This window comes from Candidatus Planktophila sulfonica (genome assembly GCF_002288065.1).
Lineage (GTDB): Bacteria > Actinomycetota > Actinomycetes > Nanopelagicales > Nanopelagicaceae > Planktophila > Planktophila sulfonica.
The window spans coordinates 67,964-88,776 of the sequence record NZ_CP016773.1 but is presented as its reverse complement, the minus strand read 5'-3'; the positions used below and the strand labels follow the sequence as shown (position 1 = coordinate 88,776).

The 20,813-nt window shown below is 49.0% G+C and carries 24 protein-coding genes; 4 read left to right on the top strand and 20 right to left on the bottom strand.

Going from position 1 to position 20,813, the window contains the following annotated elements:
* Nucleotides 1-20: 20 nt before the first annotated feature.
* Nucleotides 21-3,029 (top strand): glycoside hydrolase family 2 TIM barrel-domain containing protein, encoded by a 3,009-nt coding sequence (locus tag A1sIA56_RS00415; protein WP_095673002.1) that lies wholly within the window; start codon nucleotides 21-23, stop codon nucleotides 3,027-3,029.
* Here A1sIA56_RS00415 and A1sIA56_RS00410 read toward each other — a convergent pair.
* From A1sIA56_RS00410 to A1sIA56_RS00390, 5 genes are read right to left on the bottom strand one after another with little or no spacing between them, the layout of a single operon-like run.
* A complete protein-coding gene (locus tag A1sIA56_RS00410) occupies nucleotides 3,004-3,789 on the bottom strand; it encodes an SGNH/GDSL hydrolase family protein (protein ID WP_095673001.1) in 786 nt (261 codons plus the stop codon). The two genes, A1sIA56_RS00415 and A1sIA56_RS00410, sit on opposite strands and share 26 nt — an antisense overlap.
* Nucleotides 3,790-3,806: 17 nt before the next feature.
* Nucleotides 3,807-4,757 (bottom strand): 23S rRNA (guanosine(2251)-2'-O)-methyltransferase RlmB, encoded by a 951-nt coding sequence (rlmB, locus tag A1sIA56_RS00405; protein ID WP_095673000.1) that lies wholly within the window; start codon nucleotides 4,755-4,757, stop codon nucleotides 3,807-3,809.
* Nucleotides 4,758-4,759: 2 nt separating this feature from the next.
* On the bottom strand, nucleotides 4,760-6,163 hold the full coding sequence (cysS, locus tag A1sIA56_RS00400; RefSeq protein ID WP_095672999.1) for a cysteine--tRNA ligase: 1,404 nt from the start codon (nucleotides 6,161-6,163) through the stop codon (nucleotides 4,760-4,762).
* Between the two features lie 19 nt (nucleotides 6,164-6,182).
* The gene (gene ispD, locus A1sIA56_RS00395; RefSeq protein ID WP_095672998.1) at nucleotides 6,183-7,304 is read right to left on the bottom strand and encodes a 2-C-methyl-D-erythritol 4-phosphate cytidylyltransferase; all 1,122 of its coding nucleotides are present in this window, start codon (nucleotides 7,302-7,304) and stop codon (nucleotides 6,183-6,185) included.
* 18 nt (nucleotides 7,305-7,322) lie between these two features.
* Complete coding sequence (locus A1sIA56_RS00390; RefSeq protein ID WP_095530736.1) at nucleotides 7,323-7,805, bottom strand: CarD family transcriptional regulator; 483 nt, start codon at nucleotides 7,803-7,805, stop codon at nucleotides 7,323-7,325.
* A 116-nt stretch (nucleotides 7,806-7,921) separates the two neighbouring features.
* Between A1sIA56_RS00390 and A1sIA56_RS00385 the strand changes: the two genes are divergently transcribed.
* Nucleotides 7,922-8,416 carry a hypothetical protein gene (locus A1sIA56_RS00385; RefSeq protein WP_095672997.1) on the top strand — a complete coding sequence of 165 codons (495 nt, stop codon included), beginning with the start codon at nucleotides 7,922-7,924 and terminating at the stop codon, nucleotides 8,414-8,416.
* 3 nt (nucleotides 8,417-8,419) lie between these two features.
* Here the strand turns inward: A1sIA56_RS00385 and A1sIA56_RS00380 are convergent, their stop codons facing one another.
* The 11 genes from A1sIA56_RS00380 to A1sIA56_RS00330 all read right to left on the bottom strand — a co-directional run bounded on the left by A1sIA56_RS00380 (nucleotide 8,420) and on the right by A1sIA56_RS00330 (nucleotide 16,060).
* A complete protein-coding gene (locus tag A1sIA56_RS00380) occupies nucleotides 8,420-9,169 on the bottom strand; it encodes a phosphoglyceromutase (protein ID WP_095672996.1) in 750 nt (249 codons plus the stop codon).
* 31 nt (nucleotides 9,170-9,200) lie between these two features.
* Nucleotides 9,201-9,680: a type III secretion system chaperone family protein gene (locus tag A1sIA56_RS00375; protein WP_095672995.1), complete on the bottom strand. Its 480-nt coding sequence runs from the start codon at nucleotides 9,678-9,680 to the stop codon at nucleotides 9,201-9,203.
* Nucleotides 9,681-10,940 (bottom strand): D-inositol-3-phosphate glycosyltransferase, encoded by a 1,260-nt coding sequence (gene mshA / locus A1sIA56_RS00370; protein ID WP_223298439.1) that lies wholly within the window; start codon nucleotides 10,938-10,940, stop codon nucleotides 9,681-9,683.
* A gap of 20 nt (nucleotides 10,941-10,960) precedes the next feature.
* On the bottom strand, nucleotides 10,961-11,881 hold the full coding sequence (locus A1sIA56_RS00365) for an asparaginase (protein ID WP_095672994.1): 921 nt from the start codon (nucleotides 11,879-11,881) through the stop codon (nucleotides 10,961-10,963).
* A complete protein-coding gene (locus A1sIA56_RS00360; protein WP_095672993.1) occupies nucleotides 11,882-12,382 on the bottom strand; it encodes a heme-binding beta-barrel domain-containing protein in 501 nt (166 codons plus the stop codon).
* Nucleotides 12,383-12,607: 225 nt separating this feature from the next.
* Nucleotides 12,608-13,513, bottom strand: a complete 906-nt coding sequence (ygfZ, locus tag A1sIA56_RS00355; protein ID WP_095672992.1) for a CAF17-like 4Fe-4S cluster assembly/insertion protein YgfZ — start codon at nucleotides 13,511-13,513, stop codon at nucleotides 12,608-12,610.
* A gap of 33 nt (nucleotides 13,514-13,546) precedes the next feature.
* Nucleotides 13,547-13,954, bottom strand: a complete 408-nt coding sequence (locus A1sIA56_RS00350) for a Fur family transcriptional regulator (protein ID WP_095530744.1) — start codon at nucleotides 13,952-13,954, stop codon at nucleotides 13,547-13,549.
* A 16-nt stretch (nucleotides 13,955-13,970) separates the two neighbouring features.
* Nucleotides 13,971-14,294 (bottom strand): DUF1416 domain-containing protein, encoded by a 324-nt coding sequence (locus A1sIA56_RS00345; RefSeq protein WP_095672991.1) that lies wholly within the window; start codon nucleotides 14,292-14,294, stop codon nucleotides 13,971-13,973.
* Between the two features lie 6 nt (nucleotides 14,295-14,300).
* On the bottom strand, nucleotides 14,301-15,134 hold the full coding sequence (locus A1sIA56_RS00340) for a sulfurtransferase (protein WP_095672990.1): 834 nt from the start codon (nucleotides 15,132-15,134) through the stop codon (nucleotides 14,301-14,303).
* Nucleotides 15,135-15,143: 9 nt separating this feature from the next.
* Entirely contained in the window at nucleotides 15,144-15,590 is a 447-nt protein-coding gene (locus tag A1sIA56_RS00335; protein ID WP_223298438.1) for a DUF4395 domain-containing protein, read from the bottom strand.
* A gap of 56 nt (nucleotides 15,591-15,646) precedes the next feature.
* A complete protein-coding gene (locus A1sIA56_RS00330; protein ID WP_190277009.1) occupies nucleotides 15,647-16,060 on the bottom strand; it encodes a thioredoxin family protein in 414 nt (137 codons plus the stop codon).
* Nucleotides 16,061-16,077: 17 nt separating this feature from the next.
* Here A1sIA56_RS00330 and A1sIA56_RS00325 point away from each other — a divergent pair, with 17 nt between their 5' ends.
* Complete coding sequence (locus tag A1sIA56_RS00325; RefSeq protein ID WP_095672988.1) at nucleotides 16,078-16,791, top strand: response regulator transcription factor; 714 nt, start codon at nucleotides 16,078-16,080, stop codon at nucleotides 16,789-16,791.
* 2 nt (nucleotides 16,792-16,793) lie between these two features.
* Nucleotides 16,794-17,267 carry a GNAT family N-acetyltransferase gene (locus A1sIA56_RS00320; protein WP_095672987.1) on the top strand — a complete coding sequence of 158 codons (474 nt, stop codon included), beginning with the start codon at nucleotides 16,794-16,796 and terminating at the stop codon, nucleotides 17,265-17,267.
* On the opposite strand, the gene A1sIA56_RS00315 is transcribed toward A1sIA56_RS00320, so the two are convergent.
* The 4 genes from A1sIA56_RS00315 to A1sIA56_RS00300 are packed head-to-tail and all read right to left on the bottom strand — an operon-like array spanning nucleotide 17,264 to nucleotide 20,801.
* Entirely contained in the window at nucleotides 17,264-18,625 is a 1,362-nt protein-coding gene (locus A1sIA56_RS00315) for a transaminase (protein WP_095672986.1), read from the bottom strand. The genes A1sIA56_RS00320 and A1sIA56_RS00315 overlap by 4 nt on opposite strands.
* 15 nt (nucleotides 18,626-18,640) lie before the next feature.
* On the bottom strand, nucleotides 18,641-19,405 hold the full coding sequence (locus A1sIA56_RS00310) for an aldose epimerase family protein (RefSeq protein WP_095672985.1): 765 nt from the start codon (nucleotides 19,403-19,405) through the stop codon (nucleotides 18,641-18,643).
* The gene (locus A1sIA56_RS00305) at nucleotides 19,405-20,313 is read right to left on the bottom strand and encodes a carbohydrate kinase family protein (RefSeq protein WP_095672984.1); all 909 of its coding nucleotides are present in this window, start codon (nucleotides 20,311-20,313) and stop codon (nucleotides 19,405-19,407) included. Before A1sIA56_RS00305 ends, A1sIA56_RS00310 begins: the two co-directional genes overlap by 1 nt.
* Entirely contained in the window at nucleotides 20,310-20,801 is a 492-nt protein-coding gene (locus tag A1sIA56_RS00300; RefSeq protein ID WP_095672983.1) for a heme-degrading domain-containing protein, read from the bottom strand. Before A1sIA56_RS00300 ends, A1sIA56_RS00305 begins: the two co-directional genes overlap by 4 nt.
* Between the last annotated feature and the right edge of the window lie 12 nt (nucleotides 20,802-20,813).

Genomic DNA, 20,813 nt, shown 5'->3' with positions numbered 1-20,813 from the left:
GGGGTGAGAGGATTGCCGACATGTTGCCTAACTACTGGATGAGCCCCGAGACAAATTCAATCAACCGACTTGGAATGCTTCATATCGAGCACTTCGAAACTCTTTCACTAGATGGCACTTGGCGCTTCCAGCTACTGCACTCACCAACCGAGAACGTGCGCAAGCGTTGGAGCAAGATTCCGGTTCCTGGATTGTGGACGATGCAACCAACGAGCGATGTATTTTTTGATAAGCCTATTTACACAAACGTGCAGATGCCATGGGATCACATTGCACCAGAAGTTCCGCAAGAGAACCCAACAGGAATTTACGAGCGCGACTTCGACTTACCTCTTTCATGGGATAACAAGCGCGTTGTTTTGCACTTAGGCGGATTTGAATCTGTTGCAGTCATTACAGTCAACGGCGTTGAAGTTGGTATGACCAAGGATTCACGTCTTGCCGCAGAATTCGACATTACTTCTGTTGTAAAGCGTGATCGCAACGTGATGCGTATTGCCGTGACCAAGTGGTCTGATGCCACATACATTGAAGATCAAGATCAGTGGTGGCACGGTGGCATCACTCGTTCAGTAAAGCTCTATGCAACAGAACACGTCTTCATTGAAAAGTTTGCAACAACTGCAGGGCTTAAGGCAGATGGCACAACCGGTACTTTGAAAGTTGAAGCAATCATCGGTTCCATCAATGGCAAGGCGACAGATGGCTACACACTTCGCACATCGATTGAAGAGTTGCCTAAGGTAAAGAGCGCTCAGCTTTCGCAGACGCTCAAGAAGCATGTCGCTCCTATCTGGACCGAGATGACAGCAGAGATGATCAACGCCAACCGTAAGCACTTTGCTGGCGAATTCTGGGATGGCAATATGCCGGAAAGCGATCGTTTGGCCCTTGAAGCAATTAAGCAGCCATGGCCTGGCCGAATCGTGCTCGAAACTACGATTCCAAAGGTCGCTGCCTGGTCTGCTGAAACCCCTAATTTATACACACTTCGCATCGAGCTCGTGAGCCCTAACGGCACCGTCGTTGAAGTTTCACAACAACGCATCGGTTTCCGCTCGGTTGTAATCAAGGGTCGCGAACTCTTGGTCAACGGCAAATTGATTTACATCTACGGAGTTAACCGCCACGACTTCAACCGCCACACAGGTCGTGTTCTAAGCCGTGAAGATATGCGCCAGGACTTGCTCGAAATGAAGCGTTGGAACTTCAACGCAGTGCGCACATCGCACTATCCAAATGATCCAGCATTCTACGATCTCTGCGATGAACTCGGTTTTTACGTAATCGACGAAGCAAACATTGAATCCCACGCTTTCTACGATTCAATCTCAAATGATCCACGTTACGCATCTGCTTTCGTCGAGCGCGTAGGCCGTATGGTCCAGCGCGATATGCACCACCCATGCGTCATCTTCTGGTCACTCGGAAATGAATCAGGTCGCGGCAAGAACCATGAAGCAGCTGCAGCATTTGCTCGCGCGCTCGATCCTTCACGCCCACTTCACTACGAAGGTGGCATCAACGGAGATTGGCGCGGCGGTCACTCAATGACTGATGTCGTTAGCCCGATGTATCCATCAATCAAGGCAATTCTTTCTTACGCTAAATCAGGTCGCCAAGATCGACCATTGATTATGTGCGAGTACTCACATGCAATGGGTAACTCCAATGGAAATCTCAAGGAATATTGGGATGCGATCCATTCAACTCCTGGCTTGCAAGGTGGATTCATCTGGGAATTCTGGGACCACGGAATCGAACAGACGCTCGCTGACGGTTCTAAGCGTTCTGCATACGGCGGGGACTTCGGCGAAACTCGCCACGATGGAAACTTTGTCTGCGATGGAATGGTCTTCCCTGATCGAACACCAAAGCCTGCAATGCATGAGATGAAAGCGATTGCATCTCCCGTTGTTATCTCAACAACCAAGGCATCAACTGGATCTTTCACTGTTACCAACCGCCAATACTTCAAAGATTTAGCTGATTTTGAAGCCTTTTGGAGCATCAACCGCAACGGAGAAGTAATCGATAGCGGCAAAGTTGTACTGCCACAGATTGCTCCGCAGAAGAGTGCCAAGATTGCAATCAAATCAAAGGCGCTTCTTAAGCCAGATGGAACTGGCGAACGATTCATCAACTTCACAATCGTGCAGAAGAACCGCACCGATTGGGCACCAGCAGGACATGAAGTCGGCTGGAACCAATTCGCGCTTCCTTCACGTAAGGAAACAATTGGAACTGCCAAGACATCAGAGCTATTTGAAAATGCAGTTGATGATGCTGGCGAGATTCAGATTCCTTACGGAGTATTCGCCCCAGAACTTTCATTGTGGCGCGCACCAACAGATAACGATCGCATCGCACAGATTGCATCTAAGTGGGAGCGTTACGGAGTTCGCGATCTCGAGCGCACAGATTGCACCATCACTGAAAGTGCTAAGTCATACAAGGTAACGAGTGAATGGAAGACAAGCACCGGCTTCAAGATCAAGCAGGTACAACTTGTCACACCAGTTGCTGGCGGATATTCAGTTAAGGAGACCATCACGGTTCCAAAGCAATTCGAAGACTTGGCACGTGTTGGTATCAACTTCGAAATCGATGGCGCACTGAGCAACTACACCTACTTCGGTACTGGCGCTAATGAAACCTACCCAGATCGCAAGATTGGACGCATCCACCAGTGGGTTTCAACAGTTGCAGACCAATATGTTCCATATGTTCGCCCACAAGAAAATGGCGGCCATGCCGGAGTTCGTTGGTTTGCACTCACCAATAACGAAGGCCACGGCGTTCGTATTGATCTAGATAAACCACGTCAGGTATCTGCAACACCTTTTAGAGCCGCACAGCTTGCTGATGCAACGCACGATGTTGAGCTAGTTCCAACAGGAAACACCATTGTTCATATCGATGCTGCACACCGCGGTGTTGGAACAGCTTCCTGTGGTCCAGATACCCTGCCTGCATACCTAGTATCTGGCGGTACCTATAGCTTTACCTGGACCGTTCGCTCCATTTAACCGGCGTTGGGTATTTAGCACTACGCCCATCGCCAGATGATTTGCCGCGGATACGTCTGAAGATCCACGGCAAAGCAAAGACAAAGAACCATGCAACGGTGACGCCCTTTTCAATAATCCACGGAGTTTTCTTCTCTGGTGGCAACGGTGTGCGCCAACCTGGATCAAATGGAAGATCAAGCCGCTCAAGAACTGCATCGGCGCATCGCTTATGACCTTCAGCATTTAAGTGCAGGCGATCAAAAGCTAAGAAGCGGCGATCACTAAAGAACTTCTCTTGGTTGGCATCAACAACAATCGCACCAACTTCAGCGCCCACAGCGCGAACACCTTTATTAAATTCAGAGAATCGCTTCTCCCAAATTTCAGAACCTTTACCTTTATTGCCTGTGTTTTCGAGAACGGTAAAGAGCATCAGAGTTGCACCCGATTTTGCAATCAAGCGCACTGCTTCTTGATACAACGGAATAGCAATCGATGCCTGATATCCAGGACGGAGCGCATCATTAGCTCCTGCGTGGAATGAAACCAAGGTGTCAGAGCCTGTAACAAAGGCAAGTGCAGTTGGCACCTGATCTTCTACAACTTGGCCGATAAGTTTTCCGCGCACAGCCAAGTTCATATAAGTGAAATCAGCATGAGCTTCTGCCATGACATCAGCTACGCGATCTGCCCATCCGCGGTATTTGCCATCTACGACTTCATCAGTCATTCCTTCAGAGTATGAATCTCCGCAGACGATGAAACGTTGAAATGCCATTGTTATCTACCTACGCCTTAGCCCTTACGGCGAGCCTCATCTACTGCGTACAAAGCAATTGATGTTGCAACAGATGCGTTAAGTGATTCAGTTGATGCGCTGATTGGAATAGAGACAATCAGGTCGCACTTTTCGCGGGTAAGGCGAGCAAGCCCCTTGCCTTCAGAACCCACGATAATCATGAGTTTTTCAGTAGCAACCTTCATATCTGCGATAGCGACATCTGATTCGCCATCAAGACCGACAATAAAGCAGCCCAGCTTCTTCGCTTCATCGATTGTGCGAGCAAGGTTTGTTACCTGAGCGATTGGTAGACGAGCAGCAGCTCCGGCAGAAGATTTCCAAGCGGACGCAGTCATTCCAGCAGCGCGACGTTCTGTCATCAATACACCTGATGCACCGAAAGCAGCCGCAGAGCGAACAATCGCTCCCAAGTTACGTGGATCTGTTACGCCATCGAGTGCAACGAGCAACATTGGATTCTTTGCGCGCTGAACAATCTCTTCAAATGAGGAATATTGGTAAGGCTTAATTGCAAGGATGATTCCTTGGCTGTTTGGTGAAATTCCTTCGACTTCGGCACGGTGTGCTTCACGGATCGAAAGTCCGTGGTTCAAAGCAATCTGCAGCGATTCAGCAACGCGATCATCGACATCGATGCTGCGTGCAACCAAGAGTTCAGTTGCTGGAACAGATTCACGAAGCGCTTCTAGAACTGCGTTACGACCTGCAACGATTTCACCACGTGGTGCATCGCCCTTTGAAAACTTACGAGTTGTCGCTGGCTTCTTTGCAGCAGACTTTTCTGCAGCCTTCTTACGCTTGGCAGCTGCGTGATAAGGACGGTCTTCAGCCTTAGGTGTTGGTCCCTTACCTTCAAGACGGCGCTTATTGTTTCCGCCAGTACCAGCAGATGGGCCCTTCTTAGATTTACGAACTGCACCGCGAGGTTTTGCATTACCGGCCATTGTTATTTTCCATCTCTAGAGATTGACCAACGTGGCCCTTGTGCAGTGTCTTCAATAGTAATTCCAAGTGCAGCTAAGCCATCGCGAATTGAATCCGATGCCGCAAAATCTTTACGCTCGCGCGCTGCTGTGCGCTGAGCAAGTGCCAACTGAATAACGCCATCAAGGGCTGCAGTCATATCTTCACCAGCAGCTGCAGTTGCAAAAGCTGGATCAAATGGGTCGCAGCCAAGGACTTCTAGAGCACCGCGGATTTCATTGGCAGCCGATGCAATAACAGCCTGATCTCCTGCAGTAATCGCGCTATTTCCTGTGCGCAGCGCTTCAGATATTGAAGCAAGTGCTGTTGGCACGGCTAAATCATCATTCATCGCATCGGTAAATGCCTGGCTAATAACCGGTGTTGGCTGAGTACCAAGAATTTCAACTGAACGAGTTAAGAAACCTTCGATGCGACGAAACGCTGTTGCAGATTCTGCAAGTGCTTCATGTGAGAACTCGAGCATCGAACGGTAGTGAGCAGAGCCCAAATACCAACGAAGTTCGATTCCGCGAACGCTCTTCAGCAATTCATGAACCTGAAGCGAGTTACCCAATGACTTCGACATCTTTTCACCGGACGCGGTCACCCACGCGTTATGTAACCAGCGCTTAGCAAAGGCAAAGCCAGCTGCTTCAGATTGTGCAATCTCGTTCTCGTGGTGAGGGAAGATCAAATCGAGTCCACCACCGTGGATATCAAATGCTTCACCTAAATACTGATGTGCCATCGCAGAACATTCGAGGTGCCATCCAGGACGACCTGGTCCCCACGGAGTTGGCCATGACGGATCTCCGGGTTTTGCAGCTTTCCATAAAGCAAAGTCGCGTGGATCTTTCTTATAAGTCTCATCAGCATCAGCTGCTGGTTGTAGATCATCAAGCTTCTGACGAGAAAGAGTTAGGTAAGACGAAAGCTTGCGGACTTCGAGATAGACATCGCCATTACCAGGTGCGTATGCAGCGCCCTTTTCAATGAGCAACTGCATGAGTTCGATCATCTGAGTGACGTGTCCTGTAGCGCGTGGTTCATATGTTGGCGGCAAAACGTTAAGGGCTGCATATGCATCGGTAAATGCACGCTCGTACTTCATTGCAACTGCCCACCAAGGCATCTCTTCATGCACTGCCTTATGCAAAATCTTGTCATCGATATCTGTGACGTTACGGATAAATGTGACGTTGTAACCAGACTTTGTTAACCAGCGACGCAAGATGTCGAAGTTAACGCCAGAGCGCACATGGCCGATATGGGGAGGCGCTTGAACAGTTGCACCGCAGAGATAGATACCAACTTCGCCCTTTTTCAGGGGAACAAATTCAGAGGTGGTTCGCGTTAGCGTGTCATATAAAGATAGCGAACTCATTAGGCAATTCTATCTTTACTTAAGCGTTCTTAATAACTAGCGCAGATGCAATCGCTGCAATGCCCTTGCCTTCACCGGTAAGGCCCATTCCATCGGTAGTTGTTGCAAGGATGGCAACCTCTGCCCCACCCAGTGCCTGCGAAAGCGTCGCGATAGCTTCGGCTCGACGAGCACCGATGCGCGGACGGTTGCCGATGATCTGCACAGATACATGCGAGATCGAATATCGACCCTTAGAAATAATCGACAAGGTCTCTTTCAGCAAAGTAACGCCAGATGCGCCCGCATATTCAGGACGCGATGTTCCGAAGTTGCTACCTAAATCGCCAAGGCCAGTTGCTGCAAAGAGCGCATCGCAGATTGCATGAGCAGCCACATCGCCATCAGAGTGACCATCAACGCCAACTTCATCAGGCCAATGAAGACCTGCAAGCCAGAGCTCGCGTCCTTCGCCAAATGCATGTGCATCAACGCCAACACCAGTACTAAATGTTGTGGCATCTCCTAAGAATGTAAGAGCTGTTGCTAAGTCTGAAGGAGTTGTAATTTTCAGGGCTCGTTCTTCACCAGCAATAACGCGCACCTTGTGGCCCGCATTGAGCGCCAGAGTTGAATCATCTGTCGCATCTTGCGCACCCTGATGAATTGCGTTCAGCACTGAATATGAAAAACCTTGTGGTGTTTGAATTCGACGAAGCGGTGCTCTATCAACTGCGTTAACAACATAACCATCTGCGCCAACGTTCTGCAGAGTATCGACAACAGGAAGTGCTGGAACCACAGCTACATCCCCAGACTTCAAAGCTGCAACAACTGAAGCAGCTAATTCGCGCGTTGCCAGCGCACGCGCTGCATCGTGAACCAAAACAAACTCTGCATCGCTAATTGCCGCAAGACCTGCGCGCACTGAATCAGAGCGAGTAGCACCACCAGTAACAACAGTGACTGCATCACCAACGAGTGAGCGAATTTGATCTTCGAAACCAGCAGGAGCCGTAACAACAATCTGATCAACCACAGCCGAAAGTGAAGAGACTGCATGTTCAAGGAGTGTGCGATCGCCAAGTTGAATGAGCGCTTTAGGAATTGGCGCACCGAAGCGTTCGCCACTACCTGCAGCAGCGACGATTGCGGCGATCATGATGACAGTGTTACTAAATTACGAAGCGAGAACCTCGTCAAGGAGAGTTGCAGCCTTCTCTTCATCTGTGCGCTCGGCAAGTGCGAGCTCAGAGACGAGAATCTGCTTCGCCTTGGCGAGCATGCGCTTTTCACCGGCAGAGAGTCCACGATCGAGATCGCGACGGTAGAGATCGCGCACAACTTCTGCGACCTTAATGACATCTCCGGATGCAAGCTTTTCGAGGTTTGCCTTATAGCGACGTGACCAGTTTGTTGGCTCTTCGGTATATGGCTGACGAAGTACGTTAAATACACGATCGAGGCCAGCTGAATCGACGACATCGCGGACACCGACGAGATCTACATTATCTGCAGGTACGCGCACAGTGAGGTCGCCCTGAGCAACCTTGAGAACTAGGTAGGTCTTCTCTTCGCCCTTAATTACTCGAGTTTCGATTGCCTCGATAAGAGCTGCTCCGTGATGGGGATAAACAACGGTTTCGCCGACCTTGAATGTCATGTATTGCCCTTCGTTAGACGTCCAATTCTACCAGCCATCACTGACATCGAAAACCCCAGTTATCTGCCCTAAACCAGCGTCAAATAACGCTTATTTGACATGCGATAATTTGCCCCATGCGTCGTCCACATATTAAGAACTTCTCAATTGCACTCATTACATCTGCACTTGCTCTCTCATTGACAGCATGTTCAGGTGCTGGTCCAAACGCTTCAACACGTTTGATCAAGCAGGTAACAGATGGTGCTGAAGCAATGGTGAAGACAGATGGAAACGACCTCTCCATTACAAACCTCTTGCTCGTCGCAACTGAAGATGGTTCAGCAGTAGTTGTCGGAACAATCGTTAACTACATGGACGAGAACGATGCGCTCCTTGGAATTTCAGCAGGCGGAACTTCAGCAACAATTTCTGGCGAGCAGAACCTTGTGAAGAACCAGCCACTTCGCTTTGAAGGCGAACAAGCAACATCAAAGGCTGTCTTTGCAGGAGTTGGCGCACAAGCTGGACGCAATGTTCAACTGCAGCTTGCCTTTGCTCGCGCTGGCGTAGTCACCGTCAATGCAATCATCCGCGACAAGCGCGATGATTATGCAAACGTTACAAAGTAACTTTTACTTCTTACCCTGATTCGCAACAGCTGTAATTGCTTCAGCAGCAGCTGCAGGATCTAAGTATTCGCCGCCAGCTTTTACCGGCTTGAAATCTGCATCTAATTCATAGAGCAGTGGAATTCCTGTAGGAATATTCAAACCTGCAATATCTTCATCAGAGATACCCTCAAGGTGCTTTACCAATGCACGCAATGAGTTGCCGTGAGCAGTCACAAGCACTGTCTTGCCGCTCTTGAGGTCAGGAATGATTGATTCGGTCCAGTACGGAACCATGCGAACCACAACATCTTTCAGGCACTCAGTCAGTGGCAGATCTGCACCTAGATCTGCGTAACGTGGATCGGCATCTTGCGAGAACTCAGAACCCTTTTCAATCAGCGGTGGTGGGGTGTCATACGAGCGACGCCACAACATAAATTGCTCTTCGCCGTATTCAGCCAAGGTCTGCGCCTTGTCCTTGCCCTGAAGAGCGCCGTAGTGACGCTCGTTAAGACGCCATGAACGCTTCACTGGGATCCAGTGGCGATCGCATGAATCAAGAGCCAACTGCGATGTGTGGATCGCACGGCGCAACAAAGATGTGTGAACTACATCGGGCAGCAACCCGCGCTCTGCCAATAACTTTCCACCGCGTGCAGCTTCAGCGATGCCTTTTTCAGAGAGTCTGACATCGACCCAACCAGTAAAGAGATTGAGGGCATTCCATTCGGATTCGCCATGGCGCAGGAGGATTAGTTTGAAGTTCGACATAAGGCGAATTCTCTCACATCAGCAAACAGAATTACACGAGGTGCTTGAATGCCTCAAGATTCGCCAGAGATTCACCACGACTTACTCGCCAAGCCCATTCACGGCGAATTGCATCTGCAAATCCCAATTCCAAAAGCGGATTAAATGATGAATCCGAATACTGCAGAACCGAACCAATCAAGCGGTCAATCTCTTTCGCATTCACGGCATCCAGTGGCAAGCGCCCCACCAAGTAGATATCGCCTAATTCATTAATCGCAAAGGCAACCCCATACATCGCAGCATTCTTTGCCATGCACCACTTATGCACTGCGTCTTCATGGGTATCTGGTTTGCGAATCACAAAAGCGTTAATACTCAAAGAGTGATCGCCGACAATCAGCGCGCAATGAGTCTGCAACTTATTCTCACCAGGCAACGTCACCATGAAGGTATTTGCATCTGAGCGGTCGAAATCTAAATCATGGGATTGAAGGAAATCCTCAATCACCTCGCGGGCATCAAGTGCCATTTAGCCGATGTTCTTCGCTTGTTCTGCACGTGCAGTTAAAACACGGTCATAAATGTCTAGAGTTCCGCGCGATGTTGCATCCCAACCAAAGTGCGATGCATGTTCGATTGCACCCATGGAAAGCAGCACCCGGCGCTGTGGTTCTTGCAGCAAACGAGCCAAAACAGATGACCACGCACGTGGATCATGTCCATCAACAAGTACGCCTGAAATACCGTCAGCAACTGCTGTACGAAGCCCACCCACGGCAGTAGCTACAACAGGTGTGCCACATGCCTGTGCTTCAAGAGCTACAAGACCAAAGCTTTCTGAATAACTTGGCACGCAGACCAAATCTGATGCGCGATACCACTGAGGAAGTTCTTCACGAGGAACAGGTGGTGCGAAGCGAACAACATCATCAATACCAAGCCAGGTTGTTAACTCTTTCAATCGTTCAACTTCTGATTGGTTCGCACCTGATGCGCCACCAATGATGTTGGTAATCAACTTGGTACGCAGATGCGGTGAGTGCGAAACAAGTTCAGCAATCGATCTAATCAATACCTCGGGGCCCTTATGTGGCTGAATACGGCCCACAAAGGTGATGATGTGTGAATCTTTATCAAGGCCCACAACCTCACGAGCAGCCATACGACCCGCACCCGGTGTAAATACCTTCAGGTTCACACCAGGGCTTACAACTAAAACATTATCTGGGCATGCTTCGTAGAGAGATACCAAGCTGGCAGCTTCAGCATCTGTATTGGCAACCAGCGCATCAGCTGCAGCAACCACCTGGGTTTCACCTTGCACGCGAATCATTGGCTCAGGAACTTCCCCTTCAGCCAAATTTAAATTCTTTACTCGCGCCATCGTGTGCATCGTGTGCACCAAAGGAATATTGAGCTCTTTCGCAACTGGCATCGCGACCTTGCCGCTAATCCAATAATGCGAATGAATGATGTCGTAACGAGTAGCAAGCAACGCTTCTTTGAATGCTGCAGGTAAGTCGGGAATCAACTTCGGCAATAATTCTTTTGTTACGCCAGATACTGGCCCAACATTGAGTTGAATAACGCGCACGCCTGGTGCCACTTCAACAACATCAGCAACTTCGTTATTTGTTCGACGCGTAAAGATATCTACCTGCACACCCATCGCCGCCATGTTCTGCGCAGCTTCACAGACGTAGATATTCATTCCACCAGCATCGCCAGTACCCGCTTGATCAAGCGGTGAGGTATGCACCATCAAGGTGGCGATACGGCGGGAAGTCATACCTACAAGCGTACGCGCGTTTAAAAAGTAGCGCGAATGGTGCCGATGATTCGGTCACCACCAAGCACGTTTTCAGCTTCGTATGGGCTATCAATACCCAGACGCTTCAAACCAGCATGTACCAATACGCGGAATGGTCGTAGCGAACCATCTGCAACCTTAAATACCAGCGTGCGTCCATCAGGCATCGATGCAATCTCAACTGCTTCTGCGCCATCCTTCATATACAAACCAGGGACCGCCTCAATCATCTGCGTTGTTAGGCGACCTTTACCTGCAACCATTTCAGGAAACTTTCGGGATGCTTCCAAGACGGATTGATGAATCGGATCAACTGAAATTGTGATTGCACGTATCGCACGAGCCAAACCAATTACTGAAATCAAAAATAGCGGGGCACCACAACCATCGGTTGAAGTCAGCGTGACTGTCTCTCCTGCAAGTGCTTCTAACTCAGCCTTAATCGCAACCTGCAGAGGATGTGCTGGGTCTAAGTAATTTTCAATCGGCCAACCATTAGTAACGCAGGTAAGCAACATCGCTGCATGCTTTCCGCTGCAGTTCATTGAGATGCGAGTAGCTGGCTTATCGCCCCACGCACGTCGTTCCGGTTCGCCCAGTGGCTTATCAAGCATGCACTGCAGAGCGCTTTCATCCAGTGACGCCATTGCCAAAATCTCGCGAACAGCAGATAAATGTTCTTCTGAACCTGAATGGCTGGAACAACCCAGTGCCAACAATCGTGGCTCTAACTTCAAACCAGCGCGCACCATTGCTGCGCCCTGAATAGATTTCACTGTGGAACGTGGAAAGAATAAATGTTCGATATCGCCCAGTGCCAAATTCACTGAACCATCTGAATTCAACGCAACTAAATAACCGCGGTGAACAGATTCAACAACGCCATCGCGTACGTATTCAGCTAATACTGAGTCGTTCATTTACTCGCTCTGACGCTCGAGGGTTGACCAGATATGTGCCTGAAGTTCTTGCCCTTCAGCAGCCATGTCATAAGCAAAGAAGAGTTCACCTTCAACAAGCCCGTATAAACGCACGCCCGCAGTAACAATCTTTGCTGACGGCGCTGAATAACCTTGATCCATCACCAACTGAATCTTTGGACCATCAAACTGTCCGACCCATCCTTCAGTAATGCCAGTGTTATGTGAAATAACAACTTCTAAAACTTTATTCTCTTTCACGCGCCAGAAACCAGCTTCAGATGCTGCCGGACGAATGATTTCGCCATCTGCATCGATGATCCAGGAACGTGAGTAGTAATTCATAAATGGGCGACCATCGTGGTTAAAGACCACTTCGTGCGCATATTCAAAGGTTTCAATCGTTGGATATTCACCACGACCCTTACCGCGCCAGGTACCAATCATCCACGCAAGCGGATTGAGATCAGGATGTAACCCTTCGGGAATTGTGAAGGCCATTAGAGCCTGCCTCTCTTATACGTACGTCCATCGCGTGCCTGAGATTCGCGAGTACCGCGGATCCCATAAATAACGAACCCAACACCCACAACTAGTGCGACTAACGCCAGCACCACCGTTGTGAAGAGCTCCATGGGCTAAGAGTAACGGCTAGAACTTACGAACAGCCCACATGATTGCAAGGCATGCCAGTGAGACGACAAAGAGTTGGCCAAGAAATTTCACTTACGCCTCCACGATGATCTGCTGTGCTGCAGCCACACCTTCAACGGTGAGCTGCGCATCAACGGGCGTATTTCGCTTAACAATCGCAAGAGCAATCGGACCTAATTCATGATGACGAGCCACAGTGCCCAAGAAACCAACCTGTACTTCACCATTCATCACAGGAGTGCCTGATGGTGGCATCACAACCGCATGGCCATCAAGATGCAGCATCACTAAACGACGAGGTGGTTTTCCTAAGTTATAGATCTTCGCCACAGTCTCTTGTCCACGATAGCAACCCTTATTCATATGGACAGCGCCATTAAGAACACCGAGCTCATTAGGAATTGTCTTAAAGTCAGTATCAATCCCATGTCGTGGGCGTCCTGCAGCTACTCGTTCTGCGTCCAGTGCCCATGTTCCGACCTGCATTGCAGTTGAATCAAATGCCGATTTCATCTCTTCAAGTTCTGCACGCGGTACCAAAGCAAATGGCCCACCGATTTCATTAGCAACACCAGGAGCTCGCATCACCGCAAAATCTTCAGTGGCATCGCGAACTTCAACACGCAACATAAATCGCATCTTGTTCAAATAAGCAGATAAACCTTCAACAAAGTGTTGGTCCATTACAAGATAAGAATCAGTTCCATCATCGACAACATTGAATTGATACTCGACATGTCCCTGTGGGTCCAAGACCATTGCTGATGTCCAGGTACCGGCACCGAAATCAACTAAGTACTGTGTTGTTAAATCATGTAACCACTTCAGTCGATCTTCACCTGATATTGCAATTACCGAAAGATGAGATAAATCCGCCCACGCTTTGCCTTCAGCTAATGCGCGTTGTTCTTTATTGGGTTCACCGAAATGCCAGATAGCGCCCTTATCGGGGCCCTCTTCAACAAATACGGCTGTCATGCTCGTAAGTCTACGAGCGCAATGGGATAACTGCTATTTAACGCAGGCAGCACAAGTGCCATAGATGGCAAAGTGTGTGACATCGGTCTTAAAGCCGTAATCGTCAGAAAGGTTCTGTACAAAGTTCGCTGCAACATCAATTGGCGCGTCTCCTACTGATCCGCAAGTACCGCAGACAAGGTGCAAGTGAGTGAGCTCTTCAGCTGCGTGATAGGTCGCTCCACCATGTCCTAAGTGTGTGTGCTGAACAAGGCCAACGTTTTCAAGTGTTTCAAGATTGCGATAGACAGTTGAGAGGTTGATACCAGGATGTGTCTGGCGCACCTTCTCGGCAACTTCTTCAGGTGTTGCATGTCCCAACGCACGAACAGCAGACAAAACGAGTTCGCGCTGCGGAGTAAGGCGTAAGCCTTTTTCGTGGAGTTCGTGTTTTTCAGCCATGCGATAAGTCTACTTTCTAAATATGGATAACGAGATCAGTAGGAGTTCCCTGCGCCGCAATCAGCTTCTGCTCTACGCGAGCACCCGGTGCTTGAACGACAAGAGTCCAAGCCCCAGGAGCTGCGAAGAAACGGAACTGACCTTCAAGATTGGTCGGGACCTCTGCGGTGAATTCACCTGATGCATCAAGTAAACGAACGTGGCCGTTAGTGACAGGTGCACCGTTAGGTACTGAATCATTCTCACCCTCTTTGAGAATAACTCCCTGTATGACAGTCTGCTTCGTTAGATCGATTCCATCAAGGGAAGGACCACCCGGTGTTGCACCGCATGTACGCATTACCAATTACGCCCCAACTGCAACAGGAACACCAACGAGTGAACCGTATTCAGTCCATGATCCGTCGTAGTTCTTTACATTGTTAACGCCAAGAAGTTCGTGAAGAACGAACCATGAGAAAGCAGAGCGCTCACCGATTCGGCAGTACGCGATTGTGTCTACTGAAAGATCTACGCCAGCTCCCTGGTAAATCTCCTTCAGTTCTGCATCTGACTTGAATGTTCCATCTTCATTTGCAGCCTTTGACCAAGGAATGTTCTTCGCTGTTGGAATATGTCCCTTGATCTGTCCGCCTTCTTGTGGAAGGTGAGCAGGGGCAGCAAGCTCTCCTGAAAATTCAGCAGGGGAGCGCACATCAACGATGTTCTTAGCCCCAATAGCTGCAATAACTTCATCGCGGTATGCGCGGATTGAGCTGTCGCGCTCCTTAGCAACATATGTAGTTGCTGTGCGAACAGGAACCTCAGTTACGAATGGGCGAGCATCGAGCTCCCAGCGCTTACGTCCGCCATCAAGAAGGCGAACATCTGCGTGGCCATAGACCTTGAAGTACCAGAACGCGTATGTTGCAAACCAGTTGTTATTGCCTCCGTAGAGAACAACTGTGGTGTCATTTGAGATACCACTCTTTGAAAGAAGTGCTTCGAACTTATCCTTAGAAATAAGGTCGCGGATCAAGCCATCTTGAAGATCTTCGCGCCAGTGGAAAGTAATCGCATTCTCGATATGGCCCTGTGCGTACAAAGTCGTATCTTCGTCAACTTCAACGATAACCACCTTTGGATCATTGAGATTCTGAGCTACCCAATCAGCGGTAACAAGTGAAGTTTCACGTGACATTTATTTCTCCTATTTCTTAGTAAAGCGAACGAGCAGTAGGTACATCTCACAACCAAGACAGTAATTAAATGCAGCGTTAAGAAACGCGGCGGCTAGCGCAAACCCAACGGCCACAGTGAAGACCGCATCCACGCCAGCAAATGCTCCGATAGAACCAACCAATGCAAAACCAAAACCAACAGCTTGCGCAAACTTTGGTGGGCGTACATCTTCAGTTGGTGCAACCTTGTTAAGGCGCGGACGAATGACGTTCTTAAAAATCAACCCGTATGGAGTGAACTGCGGACCACGTGTTGCGCCAATCAAGAAGACAAGACCTTGTGCGACAAGAACCCACTTATTCTGCGTTACTAGTGCAATCGCAAGAACAACTGTTGTGATGCTTGCTGAGAAACGTGGACCTCGTGCATCGATATAGATCTTCTGCACATCTTTGTTATCAAGGACTTCAGACATGGTTGAAGGGTAGAGAACCGCCCCGACATAAGCGAGTTGCGAACAATTCGCAGTAATTACTTGATAGCAGCCAGCGCAGCTAGAACTTGCTCACGCTTAGGTGTACCCGCGGCACGTCCTACTTCAATGCCGTCCTTGTTGATGAACAAAGTCGTTGGGGTTGAACGAATATCTAATTCACGGACCAACGCAAGATGTGACTCGGCATCGATCTGCACATGCTTCACATCGTTCATAGGAATGACCATCTGAGACAACAAGGAATGGGTTGCTCTGCACGGAGTACAGAAAGCTGATGAGAACTGCACCATGGTGGCCCTTGATCCCAGAGCCTCGCCCAAGACATCAGCGCTCAAGCGATGGCCCGGAATAGCTTTATTCGAGCGAATCGCGCCCTCTTTACGCTTCCACCAGAAGCCATATGCCGATGCAAGGACCAGCACAATCGCGAGTGGTAGATACGTTTTCACAAGAGTATTCTCACACAATGGCCAAGGTGTTGCTACTGACAAATTCGCAAGGAGCGAGCGCAGAAGTTCTGCCTGCACTCGCGCTGTTGCAACACACTTGCAAAGTGATGCCACTTGAAGCATCAGTTCTCGTTGATACACCTTTAATGGATGTTGTCTTCGTCGATGCTCGTCGCGATTTCCCAACAGCAAAATCACTCACACGACTTCTTTCAACAACCGGAGTCGGTGCACCCATCATTGCAATCACCACTGAAGGTGGCCTCTCTGCATTCACAGCAGACTGGGGCGTTAACGATGTCATCCTCGATACAGCAGGACCTGCAGAAGTAGATGCACGTATCCGCATCGCAGTTGGCGCACATGCCGCCCAACTTGAGTCCCTTGACCCAACTTCATCTGAAATCCGCCAAGGCGATGTCGTCATCGATGAAAATACTTACACAGCCAAGATCAAGGGCACCTCACTCGATCTCACTTTCAAAGAATTTGAATTGCTGAAGTACCTCGCACAACACCCAGGTCGCGTCTTTACTCGCGCACAGCTTCTTCAAGAAATTTGGGGCTATGACTACTTCGGTGGAACTCGCACAGTCGACGTTCATATCCGTCGCCTTCGCTCAAAGCTCGGCCCTGAATTTGAATCAATCATCGGCACTGTCCGCAACGTCGGATACCGCTTCACCGTACAAAACGGTGGCAAGGAAACTTCTATCCCTGAACTCGTTTAACCATGCGCCACATCCTTAAGCTCCATCGATCACTCGAAGAACCCATCGCACATATTCCACACAACTATCAATTCATTACCTTTGACCCAGAAATTCACGACCAAGCCTGGCTCGATCTCAACAATCTCATCTTCGCCGCCCACCCCGACCAAGGTAATTGGGCGATGGCGGATCTTGAAAACAGAATGCAAGAACCTTGGTTTGATCCAAAAGGATTCTTCCTCTGTGTTCACAACGGCAAGATCGCAGGATTCTGCTGGACCAAGATCCACCAAGACTTCGTAAACCAAGATCCCATCGGTGAGCTCTATGTCATCGGCGTCGACCCAGGTGAATCAGGCATGGGAATCGGCAAAGCGGTCTGCACAGAGGGTCTGATATACCTCAAGGAAAAGGGCATTAAGCAAGCAATGCTGTACGTAGACGACGATAACGAAGCTGGCAAAGGTTTATATAGAACGCTTGGTTTTAATTAACCGTTTACAAGCTCTGCGCACATAGTTCTAAATGCTGCAGTGTGGCCATCAACATCTGCCTCAGTTGTATCTGGGCACATCAGAGCCATGTTGTGGAATGGCGTAATCAAGTAGCCATCATTAAGCAGACGTAAGTGAATGTACTGCTCGAGTTCGAAGTCACCTGAATCAGCTGCTTCTTTACCTGTTACTGGCTGCTTGCCCTTAAAGATGTACTCACCACGTGCACCTAAACGGTTGCAGTGCCAATCAAGATCAAATTCCTTAATCGCAGCATCAATGCCATCGCACCAAAGATTACCAAGTGCAATCATCCGCTCGAAGTTTGCTTCAGTAAGAACCTCGGTCAACGTCGCCTTCATCGCAGCAAGTGACAACGCGTTTCCAGCAAGAGTTCCACCGATGCCACCAAGGTCGATGATTTCAAGTTCAACCATCTTCTTGATTGCATCCGCAATCTCTTGAGTCATTCCAAATGTTCCTGTTGGAATACCGGCAGCAAGTGCTTTACCGATAGTAAGGAAATCAGGCTTCAAACCAAGTGCCTTTGTCATTCCACCAGGACCCACAGAGATTGTGTGAGTCTCATCGATAATCAAATATGTGCCGTACTTCTTCGCAAGTTCCTGCACACCCACCAAATAACCATCTTGTGGAAGAACAATTCCAATGTTGGTCATTGCAGGTTCCATCAAGATTGCCGCAACATCACCGTGTGCAAGCGCCTTCTCCATGGCAGCTAAATCATTAAATTCAACAACGCGAGTTGTCTCAGCGAGATCAACCGGCGCGCCGATATTTCCTTCGCGCTTAACTGTAAATCCTGCATCATCAATAGTTGCGAAGGTTTCATCGACAGAGCCGTGATAACACCGATCAATCACAACAATCTTGCTGCGCCCTGTAATCATGCGTGAGTAACGGATAACGTGGCGGTTGGCATCTGTGGCTGACACTGTAAATTGCCACAGCGGAAGACCAAATCGTTCCTTCAATAGCCCAGAGACAATCGCAGCGTCTTCTGTAGGCAACATCGCAGTAATGCCTTTGCCCACCTGCTCACGGATTGCAGCAACAGTCGCATCCGGTGAGTGACCTGTCATCGAACCGGTATCGCCCAAACAGAAATCAACATAGGTATGGCCATCAACATCGGTAAAGCGCGCACCCTTCGCCTCTTTCACAAAGACTGGGTGCGAACCTGGCCATTTAGCCATCCATGACATCGGCACACCTTCATGCATGACCTTCTTCGAATCTTCAAAGGCTGCAGCTGACTTTTTGTGGGTATCAAGAAAGCGCTGTTCTTCCTTTGCGCGAAGTTCTTTCAGGTGCTGGCGATTTATCTGTGTGCTCATAAGAGCCGATTCTATTTACCCTTGAGAGAAAACGAATAGGGCTTCGATGTAGTTCTCACCACTAATACCCAAATTAGCCGCGTCCGGTGGCGCGGTCTGAGGCTCGATACAAACCCCATCTGGATCTTCGTTATAAACAACCCACCATGGCGCATCAGATTCGATATCGATACGCGCTACATCTTCCCAAATAACTGATGGAGTTCCGCGAACTTCAGTAAAGGCATCATCCCAAGGCTCTGGCGTTGGTGAAATGAGTTCACCTGTAGGCAGGCCATCAGAACCCCTCTTTAACATCTTGGCAGCGCTAAATTCGATTTCAGCAGCTCCACCTCGTTCGAGATCACGCGCAAACCATGGATGCATTCCGAGCCAGACAGGAATATCGCAACCGTTATCGTCGTATTCAAGTGACCAACGAATTGCATCATCGAGAACTTCAATCGTCTGTTCAACAGTTGCACCCATATATGGCTTTGGCAGATGCAATAAAGAACGCCCCGGACCAATCTCTTGCCATGATGACGTAATTCCGAAACCATGAATCGCATTCGGTGGATCGATATTTGTAGGAAGCTGATGTTCAACACCAGCACCAGATGTAATCAAGCCATCGCGAATACGCCCCGCCCACGGAGCCATTGGATACCAACCATTGGAAAGAATGTTTCCGCGAAACGGAACAGTAAATTCCATCTCACGCCATTTAATCGATGTGATCTTTCCTCCGCCATCGAGATCTATAGCGACCTGGAATTCAGCATCATCAATAAATTGCATTAAATACCCTTCAACTCATGTTTGTGAGGAGGCTGTGCACCCTTACGTGAACATGTAATCCCTGCAGCCACTGCTGCGCGGTGCAGAGTTGCCTTCAAAATTTCATCGTTGAGATTAAGGATTCCCTTTTCAATCATCGCTTCAACAATGATTGCACCCACCGTGTCTCCTGCACCAACGGTATCTGCGACTTCAATCTTCACACCCGGCACTTCAACAGAACCATCAGCAGTAATTCCAAGAAGGCCGTCAGCACCACGAGTAATCACCACAAGAGCAGCACCATCGCTAATCCAGCGCTGTGCAACGTCTTGGTACTTCTGATCTGGATATAACCAAGCCATATCGTCATCGCTGACCTTGATGACAGATGAGATAGCAGCCCACTTTTCAACTGCCATCTGATACTTCTCGCGGTCTCCCATTACAGCAGGGCGAATGTTGGGATCAAAGACAATGGGTGCAAACTCAGCCACCCGAATAGCCCAGTCATAGAGAACATCAGCACCTGGCTGAATAACAGTGACCAATGTGCCTATATGAAGCACATTTGGCTTATAACGTGATGAGTCTGGCAACCAGTCAAGTGAGAAATCAAAGGTCGCTGTTCCATCAATTTCAAATTCATACGATGCCCCACCATTTTCAGCAAGTGACACAATCGCTAAACATGTTGGCTTATCACTCTTCAAAGCTAGATCTAACTTCACTTCGTCATCAAGCAACTCTTTACGAGACATCTCACCGTACTGATCACTAGAAATGCCATCAATAAATTGCACATCATGGCCCAAGCGCGCAAGCGCCTTTGCGGTATTTGCTGGCCCTCCACCCACATGTGGAACGCGCACACCATCAGCGCCAGGAATTAAATCAATAAGCACCTCACCACAGACCCAGATGCTCACTGCTGTTCTCCTTTACGTGCCAAATATTCGGTAATTACTTCAACACCCAACAAGTGATCTTCCACTTGTGGCAACCCGCTAACAATTAAAATACCGGTCAACCCTAAACCAACAACGTTGAGTGCAAGTCCACCACCATGAATTGCATACAACTCTTCCTCTAAACCTTTTTCTGCATGCCAATCAATTCCTTGTTCTTCAGCAATCACTCGCTCATGAATTGTTGAACGCCCCGTTAAATTCACAACGCGCGCCTTGCGACCAATCCACCAATCATTTTCTGGTGACGATCCCGGCAGTGATGCGTGAAAGACGATCCAATCTTTCATTCGTACTTCAACAGCAATCGGGAGCTTTCGCTCTAAACCAATCGCCTGTGCAATCGCACCGATTTCAAGTGCCTCCGCCTGCGTCAACGATGACAACTGCAAAGCCTTGGCCTCGAGAGCCAAACCTTCACTTGTAAACCCACCAGTCGTCGCCACCACGCAAGTATCATG